We start from the raw sequence: 21,794 nt of genomic DNA on the forward strand, positions 1-21,794 counted from the left end.
CGGCTCAGTCATTGGCCACCCAGCCCTTGACCACCTGGGCCACGCGCTTGGAGTCGGTCTTCACGGCTTCACGCGCCATCCGCAGTCGTTCCTCATATGAATCCACCGGCAGGGCCAGTGCGTCTGGTCCGGCCAGGCTGGCCCGGTCGGCGCCCAGCGCCGGCAGCGGGGTGCCATCGTCATCCACCAGCTGCACGTCCGCGGTATGCGGTTCCAGTGCATGCTCGTCGTTCTTCTTGTTCTGGCCGGTGATGGCACGCAGCGCCGGGCGCAGCACGCCGAACAGCAGCGCCAGCACCACTACCGCGCCGAGCAGCATGCGGCCGGCATCGTGCACCCACGGCAGTTCCCACCAGGCCGGGCCTTCGACCGGCGTGGTATCCCGCACGAACGGGGCATTCATCACCGACACGGTATCGCCGCGCTCGGCGTTGAAGCCGACGGCCTGCTTCACCAGCGCCTCGACGCGGGTCAGTTCGGCGGCCGACAGCGGCTGCGGGGCAACCTTGCCGTTGGCACCGGCGCGCGGCACGTTGTCGACCAGCACCGCCACCGAGACGCGCTTGATGCGGCCGGCCGGTTGGCGGGTGTGCTGCAGGGTGCGGTCCAGCTCGTAGTTGCGGGTGGCGTTCTTGCTGCTTTCGGTCGGGGTCTGTGCGGTGGCCGGTGCGGCCTGCTGGCCCGGCGGGCTGTTGCTGGTCGCGCCCGGCACGCCCTGCGGGCCCGGGGTGCTGGTGGTGTTCTCGCTCATCTGCTCGCTGCGCAGCTTCTGCGGCTCGCCGTTATAGAGCTCGCGGGCTTCCTCGGTCACCGAGAAATCCATGTCCACGCTCACTTCCGGGTTGACCCGGCCAGGGCCGGTCATCGGTTCCAGCAGCTCGCGGATGCGCTGGTTGAACGAGGTTTCCTGGCGGCGCACCTGTTCGAACTGTGCAGCGTTGACCGCCGCCTCGCTGTTGGGGTCGGTGATGCTGAGCATGCGCCCGCTCTGGTCGACCACGGTGACCCGTTCCGGGGCGAGATCCGGGATGCTGGCCGCAACCATGTGCACGATGGCGTCCACCTGGCTGCGTTCCAGCTGCTGGCCGCCGCGCAGTTCCAGGGTCACCGAAGCACTGGCGACATCGCGCTGGCGGGTGAAGGCGCTGGGCTTGGGAATGGCCAGGTGCACGCGCGAATCCCGCACCGGGCGCAGCGTGTTGATGGTGCGCGACAGCTCGGTTTCCAGCGCGTGCTGGTAGCGCGCGCTTTCCACGAACTGGCTGACGCCGAAGCCGGGGTCGCGCTCCATCAGCTCGAAGCCGAGCTTGCCGCTGTCGGTCAGGCCGGAGCCGGCCAGCTTCAGGCGGGCGTCGTGCAGGTTCTTTTCCGGCACGGTGATGCCGCCGGTGGCGGGATCGAGCGCGAACGGAATCTGTGCGGCGCGCAGCAGGTCGGTCGCTTCAGCGGTCGCCTTCTGGTCCAGGCCGGTATACAGCGGGACCATGCCCGGCTTCTGCGACCAGAAGAACACGGACAGGCCTGCCGCCACCGCCACCGCGATCATCGCCATCAGGCCCAGCCGACGGGTGATCTGCAGACTCTGCAGGCGGTCGAACCATTGCCCGGCCTTCTCGGCGTTCAGGCTGTCCTTGGAGAGCGTCAGTGCCATGCGTCAATGTTCCTTACAGCGGCATGTTCATCACGTCCTGATAAGCCTGGACGAGACGGTTGCGGACTTCCACGGTGGCGCGGAAGGCGATCTGGGACTGCTGCGAGGCGACCATCACCTTGGCCAGGTCGGCGCTGGGGTCGCCCATTTCGAAGGCCTTGGCGAGGGCGCCGGACTTCTGTTGTGCATCGTTGACGCCGGCAATCGCACCACGCAGGGTTTCGGTGAAGCTGGCCGGCTGGGCCTGCGGCGCGTCCAGCACCGTGCCCGGCAGGGCGTTGCTGCGCGGCGTTTCGCCCAGCGGGTTGAGCGCCGGCTGTCCCATCTGGGTCTGATAGGAGCGGATCTGCGAAAGGATCGAAGTGACGGAGTGGGACATCTGCAACGGTTCCAGAAACAGGGATGGGGTTGTCTGCTGGAGCCAGTGCAAGTGCCGTGCCGAAACCGGTTTTCGATTCAGTGAAGTGAGGGTGTGGGGTGTGCTGGCAGGGCTGCGCCCTGCACCCGCCGAATCAACGTCAACGTCAACGGCGTGGTATCCGTGGGGTGGCGGGGTGGGTCCGGTTACGGGGGACGCCGTAAACCCGTCCCTGGGGGCTTGGCCGCGGCATCCATGCCGCGGACACCCCCGCAACCGGACCCACCCCGCCTTCGACAGACCTCCGCGATCTGTCAGGACGGCATCCTGCTCTGGTGGGTGTCGACCTTGGTCGACACGCTCTGACCCCATTGGAGGCGCCATTTAACCGGCGTCGGTTTTCTGTCCTACGGCTGCAGGGCCCAGTGGCCGGAATTCTGGCGTTGGCGCGGTGCGATGGGGCCGTCGTGCTGGGTGTAGATGAAGCGGCCCTGGCGGTCGGTCTGGCAGGTCAGCAGCAGGGTGTAGCGGGCGGGGCCGGCGGGGTGGCTTTCGACCATCTCGATTTCCGCGATGTGCGGGGCCAGACGCTGGTAGCGGTATTCGCCGCCGATGCGGGTGTCGGTGCCGAGGATGTCCAGCACGTACTGGCTACCGGCGAAGCTGACCTGGACCATGCGCCCGGCGTTGGGGTTGTCGGGGGCGTACAGCGGGTCGCTGAGGTTGGTGAACTGGCGCTGGTCGAGCGTGGCGGGCAGGGTGCAGTGGGCGGCGGTGGCGAGTGCCGGGAACAGCAGGGCGGCGAGCAGGGTGATGCGTTGCATGGTGGAGCCTCGTTAGGAGGTCCACTTCATCCTCCGGAACGCGGCAACGTTGTCTGTAGGAATTTGTGCAAATGCGCGGCGTTGTCAGCGCGCGGCCACGGTCTCTATCCACGCATGGCGTGGATCTACTATGGCCCCACAAACACCAACGCCCGGGCAAGCCCAGGCGTTCGTGCCCCCTTCATGCTGGTGACGCGCGTCAGCCGGCCAGTTCTGCCTGCTCGCGCTCGATGCCGTACTTGCGCAGCTTTTCCACCGGGGTGGTGCGGCGCAGGCCGAGCAGCTGGGCGGCGTGGGCGACCACGCCCTGGGTGCGTTCCAGTGCTTCGTTTATCAGGCCCAGTTCGATGCTGGCCATGTGGTTGCGCAGGTCCATGCCCTCGTCGGGCAGTGCGGCCGGTGCCGCCGGGCGATTGACGGCGATGCCGTGCTCCAGCGCCGGCTGGTTACCGCTGCCGGGCGTGTGGAACGAGAAGCTGCGCAGGTCCAGTCGCTCTTCGCTGGCGGCGGGCTGTGCCGGTGCCGGCGCAGCGACGGCGGCCAGTGCCGCATCGCCACGGTAGCGGGCCGGCAGGTCCTGCACGCGTACCGAGCCACCCGGGTGCAGCACCGCCAGGCGCTCGACCAGGTTGGTCAGCTCGCGCACGTTGCCCGGCCATTCGTAGCCGGCCAGTGCCTGCAAGGCTTCCGGGGTGAAGCGCACTTCGCCACGGCCGGTGCGGGCCAGCTGCGCGGCGATGGTCTCCACCAGTGCCGGCAGGTCCTCGCGACGCTCGCGCAACGCGGGCACTTCAATCGGGAACACGTTCAGGCGGTAGAACAGATCCTCGCGGAACTTGCCTTCGGCGATGCGCGTTTCCAGATCGCGGTGGGTCGCGGCCACCACGCGCACGTTGCAGCGGATGGTCTGGTTGCCACCCACGCGCTCGAAACTGCGCTCCTGCAGCACGCGCAGCAGCTTCACCTGCATCGGCAGGCTCATGTCGCCGATTTCGTCGAGCAGCAGGGTGCCGCCCTCGGCCATTTCGAAACGTCCCTTGCGGGCGGTCAGTGCGCCGGTGAAGGCACCCTTTTCGTGGCCGAACAGTTCGCTTTCCAGCAGGTCGGCCGGAATGGCGCCGCAGTTGATCGCCACGAACGGGCCGTCACGACGCGGCGAGCGCTGATGGATTGCACGCGATACCACTTCCTTGCCGGTACCGGATTCACCCAGCACCAGCACGGTGGTATCGAATGCGGCCACCTGCTCGATCATGGTGCGCAACGCAGTCACCGCCGCGCCGTTGCCGGTCGGGCCTTGATCCTGCGCGGCGCCGGCCTGGTGCTCGGCGTCCAGGCGCTTGAGGCTGGCGCGGCGCAGAAGGGCTTCCATCTGCGCGTGGCGCAGTGGTGTTTCAAGCGGCCAGATATTGGCTTCGTGCAGGCCGTGCTGCTGCGCGAATGCAGAGGCATCACCATCGGCCAGCAGCACCGGCGGTGGCAAGCTGCTGCCGCCCAGCCAGTTGTAGAGTGCAGTGCTGGCCGCGTTGTCGTCCAAGCAGCCGACGATCACCGCCATCCAATCGTTCTGGCGCTGCCGGCCCAGATCGAAGTCGGCCGCGTCGGAGACCCAGCGCGGGTTGAAGTCCATGAATTCCAGCAGGGCAACGGTGTGCTCTGCACGCACGGCGTCGTTGTCCAGCACCAGGATGCGCGATTCGCTCACGACTGTTCCTCCCTGAGGCCTTCCAGGATCGGCATGACTTCCTGGATGTAGGACAGCTTGCTGACGAAATTGTCGGCACCGGCACGCAGTGCATGCTCGCGGTGCTCGGCATCGTCGAAGTGGCTGGCGATCACGATGTACGGTGCATCGTCCTGCGACTTGATCAGGCGGGTGGCCTGCAGGCCACCCATCTCCGGCATTGCCAGATCCATCAATACGACCTGCGGGCGCAGCGTTTCCGAACGCTCGATCGCTTCCAGGCCGTTGCCGGCGCTGCCGACGATCTGCAGCCAGTCGATCTTGCGGAAGTGGCGCATCGCCGCATTGATGAAGCCCTCGTGGTCATCGACCAGCAGGACCGTGAGCTTGTTCATGTCCAACATCCTTTTCAGCCCACCCGGGCCAACAGCGGTTGCCTGGCGCCGAGCCGGCGCCGTTCACGGGCCGGGGCGATGTCCAGTTGTTCTCGGTATTTTGCGACGGTTCGGCGGGCAATGTTCACCCCCTGGCGCGACAGCAGGCCGGCGATGGCCTCGTCGGCCAGCGGCCGACCGGCCGGTTCGGCGTCGATCAGGCGACGGACCATGGCCTTCACGGCCTGGCCGGAGACGCTGGCGCCCTCCAGGCGCACGGCGAAGAAGTGCTTCAGTTCGAAGGTGCCGCGCGGGGTCTGCAGGAACTTGCCGGTGGTGATGCGCGAAACGGTGGATTCGTGCATGCCGATTTCTTCGGCCACTTCCTTCAGGGTCAACGGCGCCATGGCTTCCTCGCCACGCACCAGGAACGCGGCCTGGCGCTCGACGATCACCCGCGCGGTGCGCAGCAGGGTGTCGTAGCGCATCGACAGGCCGCGGCTGAACCAGCGCGCTTCCTGCAGCATTTCGCGCAGTGCCGGGGCGGCCTCGCTGGTCTCTGCCAGGGCCTGTTCGTACTGGCTGTTGATGGAGACGCGGCGGCTGGTCGTCGGGTTCAATGCCACCTTCCACTGGCCATCGGCGTGCCAGGCGACCACGTCCGGAACCACAACGGCATTGCGTTCCGGCAGCAGGCTGTCGCCCGGGCGTGGCTGCAGCGACAGGATCAGGCGTACCGCTTCGCGCACGTCGTCGATTTCGGCGTCGTGCTGGCGGGCGAGGGCGGGGTAATCATGTGCGGCAAGCGCATCGAGCGCGCCGTCCAGGATGCGCGTGGCCAGGTGGCGGGCAGGTACCACGCCGTGCAGGCTGCGCAGCTGCGCCTGCAGGCCCTCGCGCAGGTCCTGCGCGGCCATGCCGGCCGGTTCACCGTGCAGCAGCTGCTGGCGGATGGCTTCGACGCCGTCGGCAGCGATGTCGAACTGGGCGCTGGCCAGCAACTGCAGCTGGTCCAGCGGTGCCTGCAGGTAGCCGGCCTCGTCGCAGTGATCGAGCCAGAATGCTGCGACAGCTAGCTGGCGATCGTCCATGTCCAGCGACAGGCGCTGCAGCACGCGCAGCTGCGGGTCGGTCGATTCGCCGGCGGCGATGCGCGCCATGCGATCATCGTCGCCGTCCTGCCAGCTGGTACCGGCCACGTCCCACATCGAGGACTCCGGGAGCTCATCGAACGCAGCCGTCTCCAGCGTGGTGGCGGCGACCTCGGTGGCATCGGCGGCCGGCGCTTCGGCCTCTTCGATCTCCAGCAGCGGGTTGGAGTCCAGCAGTCGCTGGATTTCCTGTTCCAGGTGCAGGCCATCGAGCTGCAGCAGCCGGATCGACTGCAGCAGCTGCGGGGTGAGGTGAAGTTGTTGGCCCAGCTGGGTCGAGAGTGCAGCCTTCATCGTGGTTCCCCGGCACCGCTCCCCGGCGCCTTGTGGAACGCATCTTGCTTTTGATCCGGCGAGGGCGGAATCAGGGGGTTCCTGAGGGGCTTCGTGAATGTCCTGACAGGGTGTGGGGGAATTCCCTACATTGACGCGGAATGTTGACGATGATCGCCGCTAAGTTGCTGATTTCCGGTACGAGTGCAGGGTTGATCAGGCTGCGCCGTGTACGGATTCCTGTCGGGGCGTGTCAGGGTGACGGGAATTCGTCGCCGGTGCAGCGCTGACCTCATTCGCAGGCAATCACTCCAGCTCGTGCTGGTGGCGCGCAGCCAGCAGCAGCAGATCGTTGGCGCGACGGCAGCCCAGTGATTCCATCATGCGTGCGCGGTGGGTTTCCACCGTCTTGACGCTGATGCCGAGGTCGGCGGCAATTTCCTTGTTGCTCTCGCCCTTGCCGATGCGGCGCAGGATCTCGCGTTGGCGTGGCGACAGTGCGGCGATGCCGGTGGGTTTCTCGCGGCCGAGCATCGGTGCCAGCATCTTGGCGGAGATCTGCGGGCTCAGGAACACCTGGCCAGCATGCGCCGCACGCAGCGCCAGTTCCAGTTCCTGCGGCGCCGCGTCCTTGACCACGAACCCGACCGCGCCGCGGTCAAGTGCATCGCGCACGTGCGCGGCATCGTCATGCATGGTCATCATCACAACCCGGGTACCGGGCGCGCGCAGCCGGATATCGCTGAGCGCTTCCAGGCCCGTACGGCCCGGCAGTGACAGGTCCATCAGCACCACGTCCGGTGCGTGCTGCAGGGCCAGCTGCAGCGCCTGCTCGGCGTTGCTGGCCTCCGCCACCAGCTGCACGTCGGCAAACCCCTGCAGAAGCCGCGCCAGGCCGGCGCGGACCAGGGTGTGATCGTCGACGATGAGAACTCGCACAGGCACGCAGCAGGTCCGTGTAGGGGAGTCCACCTTAACTTAGCTGAACGGGCGCGCCAAGGCTTGCCCGCCAAGCGTGATGGTGGCAGGTTTCAGCGCGCCCGGCGTGCCTCGGCCACCTGGCGTCGGTGGAGGCGGAACAGGTGGCGTTCCATGGCCATTTCCAGGCCGTCGCCAAGGCGCTGGAAGCGCAGCCACAGGTAGTGGCCGCCGCCGCCATCGGCCGCTTCGGCAATCACTTCCACCGGCAGGTCGATATGGTCGGGCAGCCAGTCGCTGGGCTGCAGGCGCACCAGGCCTGCCTGGCCGGGGCTGGCGCCACTGCGCGGGCCCAGTTGCAGGCGTATCCCACGACGCGACCAGCGCACCGGGCGCAGGGTCAGTTCCTGGCCCTGCTGGCGGACCAGTCGGCCAAGCAACACCATCGCCAGATCCAGCTTCGCCTCCAGCCGCTGCAATTGCAGGCTGGCTTCATTGCGGTCGTCATGCTCGTCAACGCGGCTGTCTTCAACCAGGGCCAGGCTGCGCAGCAGGCCCTCGGCACTGCCGGTACGGCCGGCGCCACTGCCTGCCTGGAATTCGGCGGGTAGTGCAAGCTCGCAGCTGAGCGTTTCGTCGAACAGCTCGCTTTCGGCGGGATGGTGCAGCGACGTTGTCGGCAGTTGGGTCATGCCAGCGATTCTGCCTGCAGGTAGGCATGCGCCGCGCGAAGAGAGCGTTGGCCGTCATTCATCAGTGCAGCCACTGCATCGCGGCGCTGGCGCAGCAGGCCCAGCAGGTTCTGCTGGCGCTCGAACAGCGCACTGAGGGGGGCGTGGTCGTCCACGGTCAGCGGCTGGCTGAGCAGGGCATGCAGCGTGCTGTCGTGGCCATCGAGCAGGCTGTCGGCCTGGTCGAGCGCATCTTCGCCCAGGGCCTTTTCGAAGGCGTCCAGCTGGGCGTGCAGTTCGTGCAGGCTCATGGTGCCACCGCGGCCGGGCGGCGCTGTTCCATCGGGATTGCATTCCAGGCGCTGTCGATCTCGCCCAGCAGCTGCAGGGATTCGTCGAGGGCGGCACGGTCGTTGTGCAGGTTGGCCTCGGTCAGGCGCTGCAGCACGTAGTCGTAGAGCGCCGACAGATTTCCGGCGATTTCACCGCCGGCCTCATGATCCAGCGAGCCATTGAGGTGGCCGACGATCGCGCAGACCTCACCGATCGCCTTGCCCTTGCCGGCCTGGTCGCCACGCTCGAGGCTGGCCAGGGCGCGCCGCACGCGCTCCAGCGCGCCGGCCAGCAGCATCGCCACCAGCTTGTGCGGATCGGCGTCGGCAACCGCACTGGTCACTCCCACCTGGCGGTACTGCTCGGCATATTGACGGCTGGAACCGTACATTCGTGATTCTCCTTGCGCTGGGTGCCGCCGGCAGGTCGTGGGGACCGTTGCCGGCGGTGCGGCGTTGATTGCTGTTGCGTCCGTTATCGGTGCGTTGCACGCCAAACTTGAGCGTTGTACGCCGTCCTTTAGCGGTTCAGCTGTGCCAGCTGCTGCTGCAGCGACGTATTGCTCTGCTGCAGCTTGCCCATCAGGCTGTCCAGCGCGATGAACTGCTTCTTGTAGCGCTCTTCCACGTTCTTCATGCGCGTGTCGAGGTCCTTGCGGCGCTTGTCGATGTTGTCCAGCGTGGTGTTGAGGCCCTTGGTGCGGGCGACGAAGGCGCCTTCCTTGCCGACCGTGGTGCTGACGTAGCCGTCGACCATGGTGTACAGCGTGCCGGCACCACCGGTGTCGCCGGTGATCGCCGAGCGGATCTTCTCGGGCTGGCTGGCCAGCGCGGCGGCAAACTTGGTGGCGTCCAGCACCAAGCTGCCGTCGGCGTTGGGATAGCCGCGCGTCTGCAGTCCCAGCGTCTTCGGGTCCAGGCCATCGGCGGACAGCTCCTTCAACACGCCCGACATCACCGAGCGCAACTGGCTGGAGGCACCACGCATCTGCGCGTCGCCGGTCAGCGTGGCGGCTTCCTTGGTCTTGGCGTCGTACTTGGTCTCGGTGTTGATCGCCGCGATTGCTGCGTTGTAGGCGGTCACGAACTCCTGCATCACCTTGGTGGCTGCAGTGGTATCGGTGCTGATCACGACGGTGCTCTTGCCCTTGACCTTGAGGTTCAGGGTCAGGCCCGGCACGGCATCGGCCACGGTGTTGCTGGCGCTGACCACCGTGACGCCATCGATGGTCAGCTCGGCATCGGCTGCCGCGGTGTTCTCCTGCAGGCTGCCCACCAGTGCGCTCAGCTTCGGGTCGCTGCCGCCGTAATCGAGCTTGATGGCATTGGCGGCACCGGTCTTTTCCTGGGCGATCGACAGGTACTGGTTGTCGCCCGAGGCGATCAAGGTCGCCTGCACGCCTTCCTTGCGGCCTGCGGCGTCGATCTTGTTGCGCACGGTGGTCAGCGTATCGCCGGCTTCCACCTCGACCTTCATCGTCTTTGCCTTGTCGCCCACGCCAACGGTCAGCGTCAAGGTTCCGGCGCCGAAGGTGTCGGTCTTCCCCACCGAGGTATTGGCAATCAGCTTGTGTGCGGTGGCAAGGGATTTCACCTCCACCTGATGCGTGCCATTGGAGGCTGCTGCCTTGGTCGTGCCCAGGTCGTACAGCGCCACCGAGGCCGTCAGCACGTCGTCGGTGTTGGCGGGCTGCGCCTTGCCGGTGGCGGTCACCGTGCGGGTATCGAAGGCGGTGGTGGCCTTCAGTGCGGTCAGTGCGGTCTTCAGCTTGTCGAAGGCCGAAGTGACGGTGCCGATCGACGACAGCTGCATCTTGGCCTTGGACTGCTGCAGGTTCAGCGCGTTGTCGGCGGGCTTGCGGTCGGCTGCGACCAGCTGGTTGACGATGTCCGAGATGTTGAGCCCCGAGCCAATGCCACCGTATCCAAAGCTTGCCATGTGATTCTCCTGGTATCCGGGCCTGGCCGCCGTGCGGTGGCCCGTCGTCAACGAAAATAGCGGCCTGCGCCGCTGGGTCTTGAGGACTTCGTTGATGCATGCGCCGTGCCAGTTGTCTGGCGGCGGATCTGGCACGCGGATTGCAGGAGGGTTGGGGCAGGGTGCGGGTGGAATCACCGCAGGCTGCCGGGAGTCTGCAAAAAACCCTCCCCCAAGGCAGGGGAGGGATCAGGCTACTGACAATCGGGGGGAGACGAAGCCGCCCGGTACGTACAGTCAAAGGTACAGCGCTGAAAGAGAGGTCCGCAGGAGCGGGCGATGCCAAGCCGGTTCGGGAGCGATCCCGGGCCGGGCATGGCCCGCGCCTTCGTGCACCGTGGCTTCCGGGTTGCCGCTACCGTCGGTTCGATCCGACGGTAGCGGCGCCTTCTTGCCGTGGATCAGCGCAGCAGGCTGAGCACGCCCTGCGGCACCTGGTTGGCCTGGGCCAGCATGGCCGTACCGGCCTGCTGCAGGATCTGGGTGCGGGTCAGCTCTGCGGTTTCCTTGGCGAAGTCGGTGTCCTTGATGCGGCTGCGCGACGCCGACAGGTTTTCCGACGAGGTCTGCAGGTTGGCCACGACCGAGGTGAAGCGGTTCTGGATCGCGCCGAGGTCGGCGCGGGTGCTGTTGATCGCACCCAGGGCCTTGTCGACCACTTCCATTGCCTGCTGTGCACCAAGCACCGTGCTCACGTCCAGCTTCTGCACGTTGGCGGCGGTGGCGGTGCCAGCGGTGTAAGCACCGGCTGCGGTCTTCGCGCTCCACACGCCGGTCGCGGCGGTCAGATCGCTGCGCTCAAGCGCGATGTCGGCAGCGACGACGGCCTTGCCTTCCTTCACCGAGGTCAGTTTCATCGAGCCGTCGGCATTCGCCTCGGCATAGAGGCCGGCTTCGCCGATCTTTGCGTTGATCGCCGTGGCGACAGCCTTGGACGCGTCGGCAGTGGTGGCGCCGGCCTTGATCTCGACGGTGCCGATGTCCACGCCCATTACCTTGCCGGTAATGCGCGAGCCGTCGGTACTGGCGGCCAGTACGTCAGTTGCACCGCTTGCGAAGGTCGAGGTGCCGAGCGAACCCGCTTTCGCATCGATGGTCTTGTCGATGGCGATGGCCTGGCCGGCATTGGCGCCGACCTGGAACAGCTGGCTGGAGAACGTGCCGTCCAGCAGCTTGGTGCCGTTGAAGTCCGACTGCTTGGCGACGCGGTCGATTTCCGAGACCAGCTGGGTCACTTCGGCCTGCAGCGCCTTGCGGTCGCTGGCCGAGTTGGTGGCGTTGGAGGCCTGCACCGACAGCTCGCGGACGCGCTGCAGGTTGTTGCCGATTTCGGTCAGCGAACCTTCGGCGACCTGGGCCAGCGAGATGCCGTCGTTGGCATTGCGGATGGCAACGTCGGTACCGCGGATCTGCGTGCCGAAGCGCTCGGAGATCGCCAGGCCGGCGGCGTCGTCCTTGGCGCTGTTGATGCGCGAACCGGAGGACAGGCGCTGGATGGTGGTGGCCAGCGAGCTGCCGCTGGTGCTCAGATTGCGCTGAGCATTCAACGACATCGTATTGGTGTTGATGACTTGTGCCATGGTGCTTTTCCTTTGGCGAAGGTGGAACGTATTTCAGGATCCGGGCGCCGCGTCATGCAGCGCCCGGAGGTCGATCAGCGAGCGGATCAGCGCAGCAGGCTGAGCACGCCCTGCGGCACCTGGTTGGCCTGGGCCAGCATGGCCGTACCGGCCTGCTGCAGGATCTGGGTGCGGGTCAGCTCTGCGGTTTCCTTGGCGAAGTCGGTGTCCTTGATGCGGCTACGCGAAGCCGACAGGTTCTCCGACGAGGTCTGCAGGTTGGCCACGACCGAGGTGAAGCGGTTCTGGATCGCGCCGAGGTCGGCGCGGGTGCTGTTGATCGCACCCAGGGCCTTGTCGACCACTTCCATTGCCTGCTGTGCACCCTTCACGGTGGACACGTCGATCTTGTCGGCGAACTGCTTGCCCGGGACCGGGGTTGCCGCGGCGAAGCCGGCCAGCGAGCTGCCGATGGCAGTGAAAGCGCCCGCGTTGTTCACGCTGTCCTTGACCGAGGTCAGGGTCAGTGCGCCGGCGGCATCGGTTTCGGCCAGCACGCCGGTTTCGCCGATCTTGGCGTTGATGGCGGCAGCAACGGCCTTGCCGTTTGCAGCGGTGTTGGCGGCAGCGTCACCGACGCTCTTGACCGTCATGGCGCCGAAGTTGAAGACGGTGCCCTTGCTGTCGGTGATGGTGAACGCACCCACTGCGGTGTCGGTGTCAGCGGTACCGGCGATTGCGGTTGCGGTACCGCTGGAGAACTGTGCACCACCCAGGGCGTTGGCCTTGGCATCGATGGTCTTGTCGATGGCGATGGCCTGGCCGGCATTGGCGCCGACCTGGAACAGCTGGCTGGAGAACGTGCCGTCCAGCAGCTTGGTGCCGTTGAAGTCCGACTGCTTGGCGACGCGGTCGATTTCCGAGACCAGCTGGGTCACTTCAGCCTGCAGCGCCTTGCGGTCGCTGGCCGAGTTGGTGGCGTTGGAGGCCTGCACCGACAGTTCGCGGACGCGCTGCAGGTTGTTGCCGATTTCGGTCAGCGAACCTTCGGCGACCTGGGCCAGCGAGATGCCGTCGTTGGCGTTGCGGATGGCGACGTCGGTACCGCGGATCTGCGTGCCGAAGCGCTCGGAGATCGCCAGACCGGCGGCGTCGTCCTTGGCGCTGTTGATGCGCGAACCGGAGGACAGGCGCTGGATGGTGGTGGCCAGCGAGCTGCCGCTGGTGCTCAGGTTACGCTGAGCATTCAACGACATCGTATTGGTGTTGATGACTTGTGCCATGAGGAGAGGTCCTTGAGCGGTTGCACGTGAGTTGGGTTAGACGCCCCCGACGTGCCCCGGGAGCGGCTCATGTCAGCGCTGCAACAGGCTGAGCACGTTCTGCGGTACCTGGTTGGCCTGGGCCAGCATGGCCGTACCGGCCTGCTGCAGGATCTGGGTGCGGGTCAGTTCGGCGGTTTCCTTGGCGAAGTCGGTATCGCGGATGCGGCTGCGCGAGGCCGACAGGTTCTCCGAGGAGGTCTGCAGGTTGGCCACCACCGAGGTGAAGCGGTTCTGGATCGCGCCAAGGTCGGCGCGCACGCTGTTGACCGACTCGAGGGCCTTGTCGACGATCGACAGCGCCTTCTGCGCGCCCTCGGCCGTGGTGACGTTCAGGTCCTTGACGAAGTTGGCCGTGGCGCCGGTCAGCAGGCCGCCGTCGGTGCTGGTCTGGGTCAGGCCCAGGCCGGCGATGGTCGCGGCGGTGGCGCCGGCCGGCGGGGTTGCGGCACTGACGCCCAGGGTGAAGGTCTGGCCGTCCTTGACCGAGGCCAGGCTGATCACACCGGCATTGACCGAGGCCATGACGCCGGTTTCGCCCAGCTTGTTGTTGATCGCGGCGGAGGTGGCCGAGGTGATCGATTCACCCGCCTTCACGGTGAAGTCGTTGATGGTGACCGTGGTCGCAGTGCCGCCCGGCGGGGTCACCGAGATCTGCAGGCCGGAGTAGGTGGTGTCGGCGGTGGCCTTGTCGGCCGCGGCCAGGCTGGTGCCGGTGTAGCCGTTGGCGAAGGTCGCCGCGCCCAGCGAATCGGCCTTGGCGTTGACCACGCTGTTGATGGCGATGGCCTGGCCGGCGTTGGCGCCGACCTGGAACAGCTGGCTGGTGAAGGAGCCGTCCAGCAGCTTGGTGCCGTTGAAATCGGCCTGCTTGGCGACGCGGTCGACTTCCGAGACCAGCTGGGTCACTTCAGCCTGCAGGGCCTTGCGGTCGCTGGCCGAGTTGGTGGCGTTGGAGGACTGCACGGCCAGTTCACGGATGCGCTGCAGGTTGTTGCCGACTTCGCTCAGCGAACCCTCGGCGACCTGGGCCAGCGAGATACCGTCGTTGGCGTTGCGGATGGCCACGTCCAGACCGCGGATCTGGGTGGTGAAGCGCTCGCTGATGGCCAGGCCGGCCGCGTCGTCCTTCGCGCTGTTGATGCGCAGGCCGGACGAGAGGCGCTGGATGGTGGTAGCGAGCGAGCTGCCGCTGGTGCTCAGGTTGCGCTGAGCGTTGAGCGACATCGTATTGGTGTTGATTACCTGTGCCATGGGGTCGTCTCCTCTTATATGGAACCCGTTGGTGAATGAAACGAAGCGCCGCCTGTTTTTTTGTGTGGCTGTGTGCTTCGCTGTTGCCAAATGAATAACGGCGCTTTGTCAACAACCTTTAGCCGTGAATTCCGTCGAAGCTGAAATTCGGTGCCGGAGGCAGTTTTCCCGGGGTTTTTCAGCCCTGGTCGGGCGTGAAGGCAACCCCGGAAGGGGCGGTTGGGCATGCCCAACCAGCGCTGATGAAGGTATCGGCGGGGCAGGGCCGGGCTTGATGGGAAATCACGGAAAATGCGCCGGCGCAGCTTTCCGGCAGCGGCGGACCGCGCCGGGCGAGCGCGACGGAACGGGCACGCAGGAACGAAAAAGGCCGCGATGCAGGGCATCGCGGCCTTCAGAGGGTGACGCTTGGGAAGCGTCAGCGGATCTTGTTGAACAACGACATCGACTGCATCTGCGAGAAGATCGTCTGTGCCGCCTGCAGTGCGGTGCTCTGCAGCTGGTACTGGCTCAGCGCATCGGCGTAGTCCAGGTCGCGCATCTGGGACAACGTGGTCTTCAAGGTCACGCTGTTGGCTTCGCGCATGTCGGCGGCATTGTCCAGTGCTTTCAGCTGCGCACCGCCGGCCGCACGCGAATCGATCATCCGCTCCGACGCACGGGCCACATCGCGCAGGGCGCTCTGCAGTTCGTTCTGCTGCGCGCTCATCTTCGCGGTGGTACCGGTGTCGGCATCAAGCGCGGCAATCAGCTTGTCCATGGTGTCGAAGATGTCGCGGCTGGTTGCCGGCTTCACATTGAAGCTGTCACCGGCAGCAGGTGCGCCGGTGATCTGCAGGCGTACACCGTTGACTTCCACGTTGTCACCGGCCTTGAACGTGCCGGTGCCGGTCACGTTGCCAGCGCCGTCCAGTACCTGGTACTGGTCGGCGGCGGTGAGGCGGATGCTGAAGGACTGGCCGTTCCAGCTGTCGCTGCCATCGCGGGTGATGTTGGTCAGCACGCCGCTGCCGGTATTGCCGGCCGCGGCACCGCCATCGACGAAGCCGTCGCCGGTAGGAATGCGCATGAAGATTTCACTGCCGGGCAGGGCATCCCGCACATAGGTGTCGGGGCCGACTTCAATCTGGCGCTGGGTCTGGTCGCCACGGTAGACCACCTTGCCATTGATCTTGGCGAACGGCGGATCGCCATCGTTGGTGCCGCCGAACACGTAGCGGCCGGTGCCGTCGTCGGCGTTGGCCAGCGACAACAGGCCCTCGCGGATCTGGTTCAATTCGGTGATCAGCGTTTTCTTGTCGGCGGCGCCCAGTGCCGGATTGCTGGCCTGGATGGTCAGGTCGTTGACACGCGCCATCAGGTCGTTGACCTGGGCCAGGGTGTTCTCCTGCACCCCCAGCCGGTTCTGCACGTTGCCGGCATTGAGTTTCATCCGGTCCAGTGCGGCCAGACTGCGGTCAAGCCCAACCGCCGCACCAGCGGCGACCGGATCGTCCTTGGCGCTGACGATCTTGCTGCCGGTGGCGATCTGCTGTTCCAGGTGGCTGAGCTTGGCCTGCTTGGCCATCATCAGCGACACGGACTGGTTGAACATCATGCTGGTGGAGATACGGCTGCTCATCGGCGGACGGCTCCCAGGATGGTCTGGAACATGCTGTCGGCGGTGGAGATCAGCTGCGAGGCGGCCTGGTAGGCCTGCTGCAGGCGCAGCATGTCGGCCGCTTCCTCGTCCAGGTTGACGCCGGACACTTCATCGCGCGCTTCCTGCGCCTTGTCATTGATCACCAGCTGCGCTTCCAGCGAATACTCGGCCGAGCGGGCGGCTGCACCGACCTGGGTGGTCAGGCCGCCCAGAGCGCCGTTGAGGGTGACTGTGCCACTGTTGAATGCCTTGGTGCTCTCCACCTTGGACAGCCTGGAGGCGTTGCTGTTGTCCGAAGAGCCCGCCGGGGTCGGGGTGATGTTGAAGGTGTCGCCGACCTTCGGCGCACCGTCCAGCACGAAGCTCCAGCCATTGGCGCTGATGGTCTGGCCGGGCGTGTAGGTCTGCGGCGGGCCACCATCGATGGTGTAGGTGGTGGCCGAGGTGAACACGATCGCGGCAGGATTGCGCAGGTTGGCGTTGGTCGAATCGCTGACGGTGACACCGCTCAGCTTGCCGGTGCCGGTGTTGGACGTCGCCGCCGCGCCCTTCACCGCCGCTGCGGCGGCGATGCGCGAGGGATCGGTGATCGCCACTTCCATGCTGCCAGCCACGCCTGCGGTCGGCTGCAGCAGGAAGCGGTCGTTGGCTGCCGGGGTACCGCCGACCACCAGCTTGACGCCGTTGATCACCAGTGGATCGGCGGCCGTGCCGGTGCCGGTCAGCGGAACGTTGGCGCCGGTGTCGGCACGGCTGGCCTTCCAGTTGCTGCCATCGAACTGCAGCACCACGTTCTGCGCGTCCAGCTTGCCGAGGTCGCCGTAAGTGGCGCTGAGGCTGGCGGTACTGGTGTTGGCACTGTTGGCGGTGACGCGTGGGTTGCCGATGTTGAAGAAGTCCCCCCCCAGCTGGCCATACAGGTCCACGCCCTGGTGATGCACCTGGTTGAAGCTCTCGGCCAGCCCTACCGCCAGCTTGCCCAGTTCGGCCTGGGCGGGCGTCAGCACGGTGTCGCGGAACTCCAGCAGGCCGCCGATCTGGCCACCGACCGCCTTCGGGTCCAGCCGGATGGTGTTGCCCTGCGTTTCCAGCGCCAGCTGCAGCCGCTCCGGCTGGTACGGGTCGGCAACGGTGGTGACCTTGGTCGACGTGGTGCCCACCACCAGCGCGTTTCCGCCGGCGGTGTAGACATTCATGATGCCGCCGTCCTGGATCACGGCGGTGCCACCGGTGTAGCCGATCAGCTGGGTGATCAGCTGGTCGCGGCGATCGAGCAGGTCCGGTGCGGCGGTAGCGATGTTGGTGCCGATCGCACCGTTGATCTGCGCGATCTCCTGCGCCAACCGGTTGACCTCGGTAGCGCCGGCCAGCAGGCCGTTGTTGACCTCGCTGTTGAGGTTGTTCAGGTGCGTGTTGAGCTGCACGAAGCGGTTGGCCAGGGCCTTGCCACCGTCCAGCATGTTCTGGCGGTCGGCGGTGCCGGCGGCATTGGAGGACAGGCCGCTGACCGAATCGAAGAACTTCGACCAGACGCCGGACACGTTGGTTGCCGCGTCGGAGAACAACGAATTGACCCGGTCGGCCATGCCGGAGAGCTGCTTCAGGCGCGCCAGCTCGCCGCTGCTGTCGAGCAGGCGCGAGATCGCCAGCTGGTCGGCGGTACGGCGGATGTCGGTGATGCGCGTGCCGTTGCCGACCGTGCCGTAGCCGTAGTTCTGGGGATCAGCCGTGGCGAAGTTGACCTTCTGCCGGCTGTAGCCCGGGGTATTGAGGTTGGCCACGTTGTGGCTGGTGGTCGCCAACGCACGCTGGAAGGCGAGCAGGGCACCGGTACCGGTGGAAAGTACGCTGGACATGGGGTTCCTCAACGACGGGTGATACCCAGCGCCGCAGTTGCGGTGCTGGCGAAGGTCTGGCCAAGGCGCGCGCCGGCGTCTGCCACGGCGCTGACGGCGCGCTCGATGGTCGGTCCGCCGGCGATCGCGGCGATCTTTGCTGCGTAGCGCGGGTCGGTGGCATAGCCGGCGCGCTGCAGGCCACTGGCGAAGCCCTGCACATCGGTGCCGGCCTGCAGGGCCTGCTGGTAGCGCGGGCTGGTCTTCAGCAGGCGCACATAGTCGGCAAAGCTCTCGGCCGGCGAACTGTAGGCGCGGAAGCTGGCGGTCTCGTTGCGGCGCACGCCATCGACATACTCGTGGGTGCCGGCCACGGCGCGCTGGCCGTTCCAGCCATTGGCCTTGATGCCGAACAGGTTGTGCGATGTGCTGCCGTCGGCATGCTTGATGTGGCGCTTGCCCCAGCCGGTCTCCAGCGCTGCCTGGGCGACCAGGGCGCGGGCATCCACGCCCAGTTCCTTTGCCGCACGCTGCGCGTGCTGCCAGATGCTGGCGACGAAACCTTCGGGGGTGTGCTCGCCCAGCTGGGCGACCGCGGTGCGGGTAGCCATCGCATCGGCCGGGCTGATGGCCGTGCCGCGATTGCTGGCGGTGGCCGACCACTGATCGCTGTTGGCGGCCCAGTCCTCGCCCTGCAGGCTGCCGATGTACGGATCTTCGGTGCCCAGCGAGCGGTGCATGCTGCTGCTTTCGCGACCGGCGATCAGGTCCAGCGCCTGTTCCATCGGCGCAACCGCCGCGTGTGCGCCCGACTGGGCGCCGGCGGCCATCTGCTGCAGCAGGCGCACGGCCTGGCTGCCGTCTTCCAGCGGCAGCGATGGCGCAGGCTTGGCCGGTGCATTGAGCTGATAGGCACGACTGGCCTTGGCCGGGTCCACGCGGGTATCCAGCGCCGGGCCATCGGCGGCCTGGCCGGACAGCTGCCGGCTGATCATGCCGGACAGGCCCAGGCCCTTGCCGCGGGTCATCGCCTCGGCGATCTTCTGGTCGTACATGTCGCGGAACATCTTGTTCTCGCCGGGGAACAGCGAGTCGCCGAAGCTGGCGTCACGCATGCTCTTGACCAGCATCTGCGCGAACTGGCCTTCCAGCTGTCGCGCGACCTTGTCGATCTTGGCCGGATCGTTCTGTGGCGCCGGGTGCAGATCGAATGCGGGATTGATGCGCATGTCAGATCACCTCGAGCTCGGCACTCAGGGCGCCGGCCTGCTTCAGGGCTTCCAGGATCGCAATGAGATCGCCCGGTGCCGCGCCTACCGCGTTCACCGCGTGCACGATCTCGTCCAGGGTGGTGCCGCCGCTGAACTTGAACATGCGGCTGCCGTCATTGGTGGCGGTGATGGTCGACTGCGGGCTGGCCACGGTGCGGCCGCCGGACAGCGCGTTGGGCTGGCTGACATTGGTGTTTTCCTGGATCGTCACGGTCAGCGAACCATGCGAGATCGCGGCAGGTCCGACCCGCACCTGCTGGCCGATGACCACGGTGCCGGTACGCGAATTGACCACCACCTTGGCCGGGGCGCTGCCCGGGGTCAGTTCCAGGTTCTCGATGCGAGCCAGCAGGCCGATGCGTGCGCCCGGATCGGTCGGTGCGGTGACCGCCACGGTCACGCCATCGACCGCGCGTGCCGCACCTTCGCCGAACGCATTGTTGAGCGCCGCGACCATGCGCGAGACGGTCGTGAAGTCATTGTTGTGCAGGTTCAGGGTGATCTCGCCGCCATTGGCCAGCGGGTCGGGCAGGGCACGTTCCACGGTGGCGCCATTGGGAATGCGGCCGACACTGGGTACGTTCACCGAGACGCGCGAACCATCCTTGCCCTGCGCGCCAAAGCCACCCACGATCAGGTTGCCCTGGGCGATGGCATAGATCTGGCCATCGGCGCCGCGCAGCGGGGCCATCAGCAGCGAACCGCCGCGCAGCGACACCGCGTTGCCGATCGAGGACACCGTGATGTCGATCGGCTGGCCCGGCTTGGCGAACGGCGGCAGTTCAGCGTGGATCGCCACCGCCGCCACGTTCTTCAGCTGCGGATTGACGTTCGGCGGAACATTCACGCCCAGCTCGCCGAGCAGGTTCTTCAGGCTCTGCACGGTGAAGGGCGCCTGGCTGGTGCGGTCGCCGCTGCCGTCCAGGCCGACCACCAGGCCATAGCCCACCAGCGCATTGCCGCGTACGCCACCGACCTGGGCCAGGTCCTTGATGCGTTCAGCGCTGGCTGGGGCTGCCACGATCAGCAGCATCAAAGCGACGAACGACGCCGCGCGTCGCTGCCAGGAGGAAGAGAAGAAGGATTTCATGGCCATACTCAGAACGGCGTCAGGCCGGAGTTGAAGAAGCGGCTCAACCAGCCCATCGCGTTGGACTGCGCGACAGGGCCGCGGCCGCCATAGACGATGCGCGCCTCAGCCACGCGGCTGGAGGGCACGGTGTTGTCGGCGCTGATGTCGCCGGGGCGCACGATGCCCTGTACCTGCACCAGCTCGTCGCCCTGGTTCAGGCGCAGGTTCTTCTGCCCCTGCACCACCAGGTTGCCGTTGGGCAGGCGCTGCACCACGGTCACGGTCACGTTGCCCTGCAGGCGGTTGCTCTGCGCGCTGTTGCCCTTGCCGGTGAAGTCACGCGCACCCTTGGCCGTCGCACTGAGGATGTCCTTGCCGCCCAGCGTAACGGGCGCGCCGAGGATGGAGGGCGTGCCCAGGCTCAGGTTGGACTCCTTGTTGGTGGCTGTGTTGGCACTGGTCTGCGCGGTGGTGTTTTCCAGCAGGGTGATGGTCAGCAGGTCGCCGACATCGCGCGCGCGACGGTCCGAATACAACTGCAGGGTCGGGCCGGCCGCGTAGATCGCGCCGGCGGTCGGTTCGGCCTGCGGTGGCATGATCGGCTGGATCGGTGCCATTGCCGGATAGGGGCGCACATCGCCGGCAATCACGCAGCCACCGAGCAGGGCAGCCACGGCGCAGGCGAGGGCAGTGCGGGCGAAGTTGGAAATGGGCGACATGGCGGTTTCCCGGGTTGGCCGGTCAGAGCTTGTTGTTGAGGTAGCCGAGCATCGAATCGGTGGTGGAGATTGCCTTGGCGTTCATTTCGTAGGCGCGCTGGGTTTCGATCATCGACACCAGCTCTTCCACCACGTTGACGTTGCTGCCCTCCAGCGCACCCTGCACCACGGTGCCGAGGCCGTTGAGGCCGGGATTGCCGTTCTGTGCCGGGCCGGAGGCCGTGGTCTCCAGGAACAGGTTCTCACCGCGGGCCTGCAGGCCGGCCGGATTGACGAAGTCGGTCAGGGTCAGCGCGCCCACTTCCACCGAGGCGGCGCCGTCGGCCATCTTCACGCTGATGGTGCCGTCGGTACCGATGGTCACCGACTGCGCGCCTTCGGGAATCTGGATGCCCGGCTGCACCGGGTAGCCGCTGTTGGTGACCAGCTCGCTGTCCTGGTTGATCTTGAACGAGCCATCACGGGTGTAGGCCGAGCTGCCATCGGGCATCTGCACTTCGAAGAAGCCGCGGCCGTTGACCATCACGTCCAGTGCGCGGCCGGTCTGCTGCTGGCCACCCTGTTCGAAGTTCTTGGCGGTGGCGACCACGCGCACGCCGGTACCCAGCTGCAGGCCGGTCGGCAGCTGGGTCTGTGCCGAGGAGGAGCCGCCGGGTTGGCGTACCTGCTGGTACAGCAGGTCCTCGAAGCTGGCACGGTCCTGCTTGAAGCCGGTGGTGTTGGTGTTGGCGAGGTTGTTGGAAACCACCGACATGCGCATCTGCTGCGCATCCAGTCCGGTTTTCGCGATCCACAATGCCTGGTTCATCTTCGGTGTCCTGTCTGGTGGAGCCGGCCGCGCGGTGCGGCCCTTGTCTTCGGGTGTGCAAGCGGTGTGCCAGCGCCGCATTCAAGCGGCGCCGGAAT

Annotated in this window: 20 protein-coding genes; all 20 read right to left on the reverse strand. The window is 66.6% G+C overall.

Annotated features, from left to right (window positions below):
* Positions 1–4: 4 nt before the first annotated feature.
* Positions 5–1,651 (reverse strand): flagellar basal-body MS-ring/collar protein FliF, encoded by a 1,647-nt coding sequence (gene fliF / locus EZ304_RS00450; protein WP_099552057.1) that lies wholly within the window; start codon positions 1,649–1,651, stop codon positions 5–7.
* 13 nt (positions 1,652–1,664) lie between these two features.
* Positions 1,665–2,030, reverse strand: a complete 366-nt coding sequence (fliE, locus tag EZ304_RS00455; RefSeq protein WP_005409552.1) for a flagellar hook-basal body complex protein FliE — start codon at positions 2,028–2,030, stop codon at positions 1,665–1,667.
* Positions 2,031–2,416: 386 nt separating this feature from the next.
* Positions 2,417–2,833: a hypothetical protein gene (locus EZ304_RS00460; protein WP_142805921.1), complete on the reverse strand. Its 417-nt coding sequence runs from the start codon at positions 2,831–2,833 to the stop codon at positions 2,417–2,419.
* Positions 2,834–3,032: 199 nt separating this feature from the next.
* Positions 3,033–4,538, reverse strand: coding sequence for a sigma-54 dependent transcriptional regulator (locus tag EZ304_RS00465; protein ID WP_142805922.1), 1,506 nt, complete (start codon positions 4,536–4,538; stop codon positions 3,033–3,035).
* Positions 4,535–4,912, reverse strand: coding sequence for a response regulator (locus EZ304_RS00470; RefSeq protein WP_005409556.1), 378 nt, complete (start codon positions 4,910–4,912; stop codon positions 4,535–4,537). The genes EZ304_RS00465 and EZ304_RS00470 overlap by 4 nt, the downstream gene beginning before the upstream one ends.
* A gap of 14 nt (positions 4,913–4,926) precedes the next feature.
* Complete coding sequence (gene rpoN, locus EZ304_RS00475) at positions 4,927–6,336, reverse strand: RNA polymerase factor sigma-54 (RefSeq protein WP_099552282.1); 1,410 nt, start codon at positions 6,334–6,336, stop codon at positions 4,927–4,929.
* 285 nt (positions 6,337–6,621) lie between these two features.
* Positions 6,622–7,254, reverse strand: a complete 633-nt coding sequence (locus tag EZ304_RS00480) for a response regulator (protein ID WP_005413261.1) — start codon at positions 7,252–7,254, stop codon at positions 6,622–6,624.
* A 92-nt stretch (positions 7,255–7,346) separates the two neighbouring features.
* Positions 7,347–7,925, reverse strand: coding sequence for a PilZ domain-containing protein (locus tag EZ304_RS00485; RefSeq protein ID WP_106549941.1), 579 nt, complete (start codon positions 7,923–7,925; stop codon positions 7,347–7,349).
* On the reverse strand, positions 7,922–8,215 hold the full coding sequence (locus tag EZ304_RS00490; protein WP_099552280.1) for a hypothetical protein: 294 nt from the start codon (positions 8,213–8,215) through the stop codon (positions 7,922–7,924). Before EZ304_RS00490 ends, EZ304_RS00485 begins: the two co-directional genes overlap by 4 nt.
* Positions 8,212–8,628, reverse strand: coding sequence for a flagellar export chaperone FliS (fliS, locus tag EZ304_RS00495; RefSeq protein WP_049448908.1), 417 nt, complete (start codon positions 8,626–8,628; stop codon positions 8,212–8,214). The genes EZ304_RS00490 and fliS overlap by 4 nt, the downstream gene beginning before the upstream one ends.
* Before the next feature lie 128 nt (positions 8,629–8,756).
* Positions 8,757–10,175 carry a flagellar filament capping protein FliD gene (fliD, locus tag EZ304_RS00500; protein WP_142805923.1) on the reverse strand — a complete coding sequence of 473 codons (1,419 nt, stop codon included), beginning with the start codon at positions 10,173–10,175 and terminating at the stop codon, positions 8,757–8,759.
* A gap of 440 nt (positions 10,176–10,615) precedes the next feature.
* Complete coding sequence (locus EZ304_RS00505) at positions 10,616–11,794, reverse strand: flagellin (protein WP_005413265.1); 1,179 nt, start codon at positions 11,792–11,794, stop codon at positions 10,616–10,618.
* A gap of 86 nt (positions 11,795–11,880) precedes the next feature.
* Positions 11,881–13,056: a flagellin gene (locus tag EZ304_RS00510; RefSeq protein WP_099473109.1), complete on the reverse strand. Its 1,176-nt coding sequence runs from the start codon at positions 13,054–13,056 to the stop codon at positions 11,881–11,883.
* A 72-nt stretch (positions 13,057–13,128) separates the two neighbouring features.
* A complete protein-coding gene (locus EZ304_RS00515; protein ID WP_099552278.1) occupies positions 13,129–14,349 on the reverse strand; it encodes a flagellin in 1,221 nt (406 codons plus the stop codon).
* A gap of 418 nt (positions 14,350–14,767) precedes the next feature.
* Entirely contained in the window at positions 14,768–15,970 is a 1,203-nt protein-coding gene (flgL, locus tag EZ304_RS00520; protein ID WP_142805924.1) for a flagellar hook-associated protein FlgL, read from the reverse strand.
* A complete protein-coding gene (gene flgK / locus EZ304_RS00525) occupies positions 15,967–17,847 on the reverse strand; it encodes a flagellar hook-associated protein FlgK (RefSeq protein ID WP_142805925.1) in 1,881 nt (626 codons plus the stop codon). Before flgK ends, flgL begins: the two co-directional genes overlap by 4 nt.
* 8 nt (positions 17,848–17,855) lie before the next feature.
* The gene (flgJ, locus tag EZ304_RS00530; protein WP_142805926.1) at positions 17,856–19,055 is read right to left on the reverse strand and encodes a flagellar assembly peptidoglycan hydrolase FlgJ; all 1,200 of its coding nucleotides are present in this window, start codon (positions 19,053–19,055) and stop codon (positions 17,856–17,858) included.
* A 1-nt stretch (position 19,056) separates the two neighbouring features.
* On the reverse strand, positions 19,057–20,193 hold the full coding sequence (locus tag EZ304_RS00535; RefSeq protein ID WP_099552275.1) for a flagellar basal body P-ring protein FlgI: 1,137 nt from the start codon (positions 20,191–20,193) through the stop codon (positions 19,057–19,059).
* Between the two features lie 2 nt (positions 20,194–20,195).
* A complete protein-coding gene (gene flgH, locus EZ304_RS00540) occupies positions 20,196–20,888 on the reverse strand; it encodes a flagellar basal body L-ring protein FlgH (protein ID WP_106549947.1) in 693 nt (230 codons plus the stop codon).
* Between the two features lie 22 nt (positions 20,889–20,910).
* Positions 20,911–21,696 carry a flagellar basal-body rod protein FlgG gene (gene flgG, locus EZ304_RS00545; protein WP_005409571.1) on the reverse strand — a complete coding sequence of 262 codons (786 nt, stop codon included), beginning with the start codon at positions 21,694–21,696 and terminating at the stop codon, positions 20,911–20,913.
* Positions 21,697–21,794 lie beyond the last annotated feature (98 nt).

Source organism: Stenotrophomonas maltophilia (assembly GCF_006974125.1).
In the GTDB taxonomy this organism is placed as follows: domain Bacteria; phylum Pseudomonadota; class Gammaproteobacteria; order Xanthomonadales; family Xanthomonadaceae; genus Stenotrophomonas; species Stenotrophomonas maltophilia_O.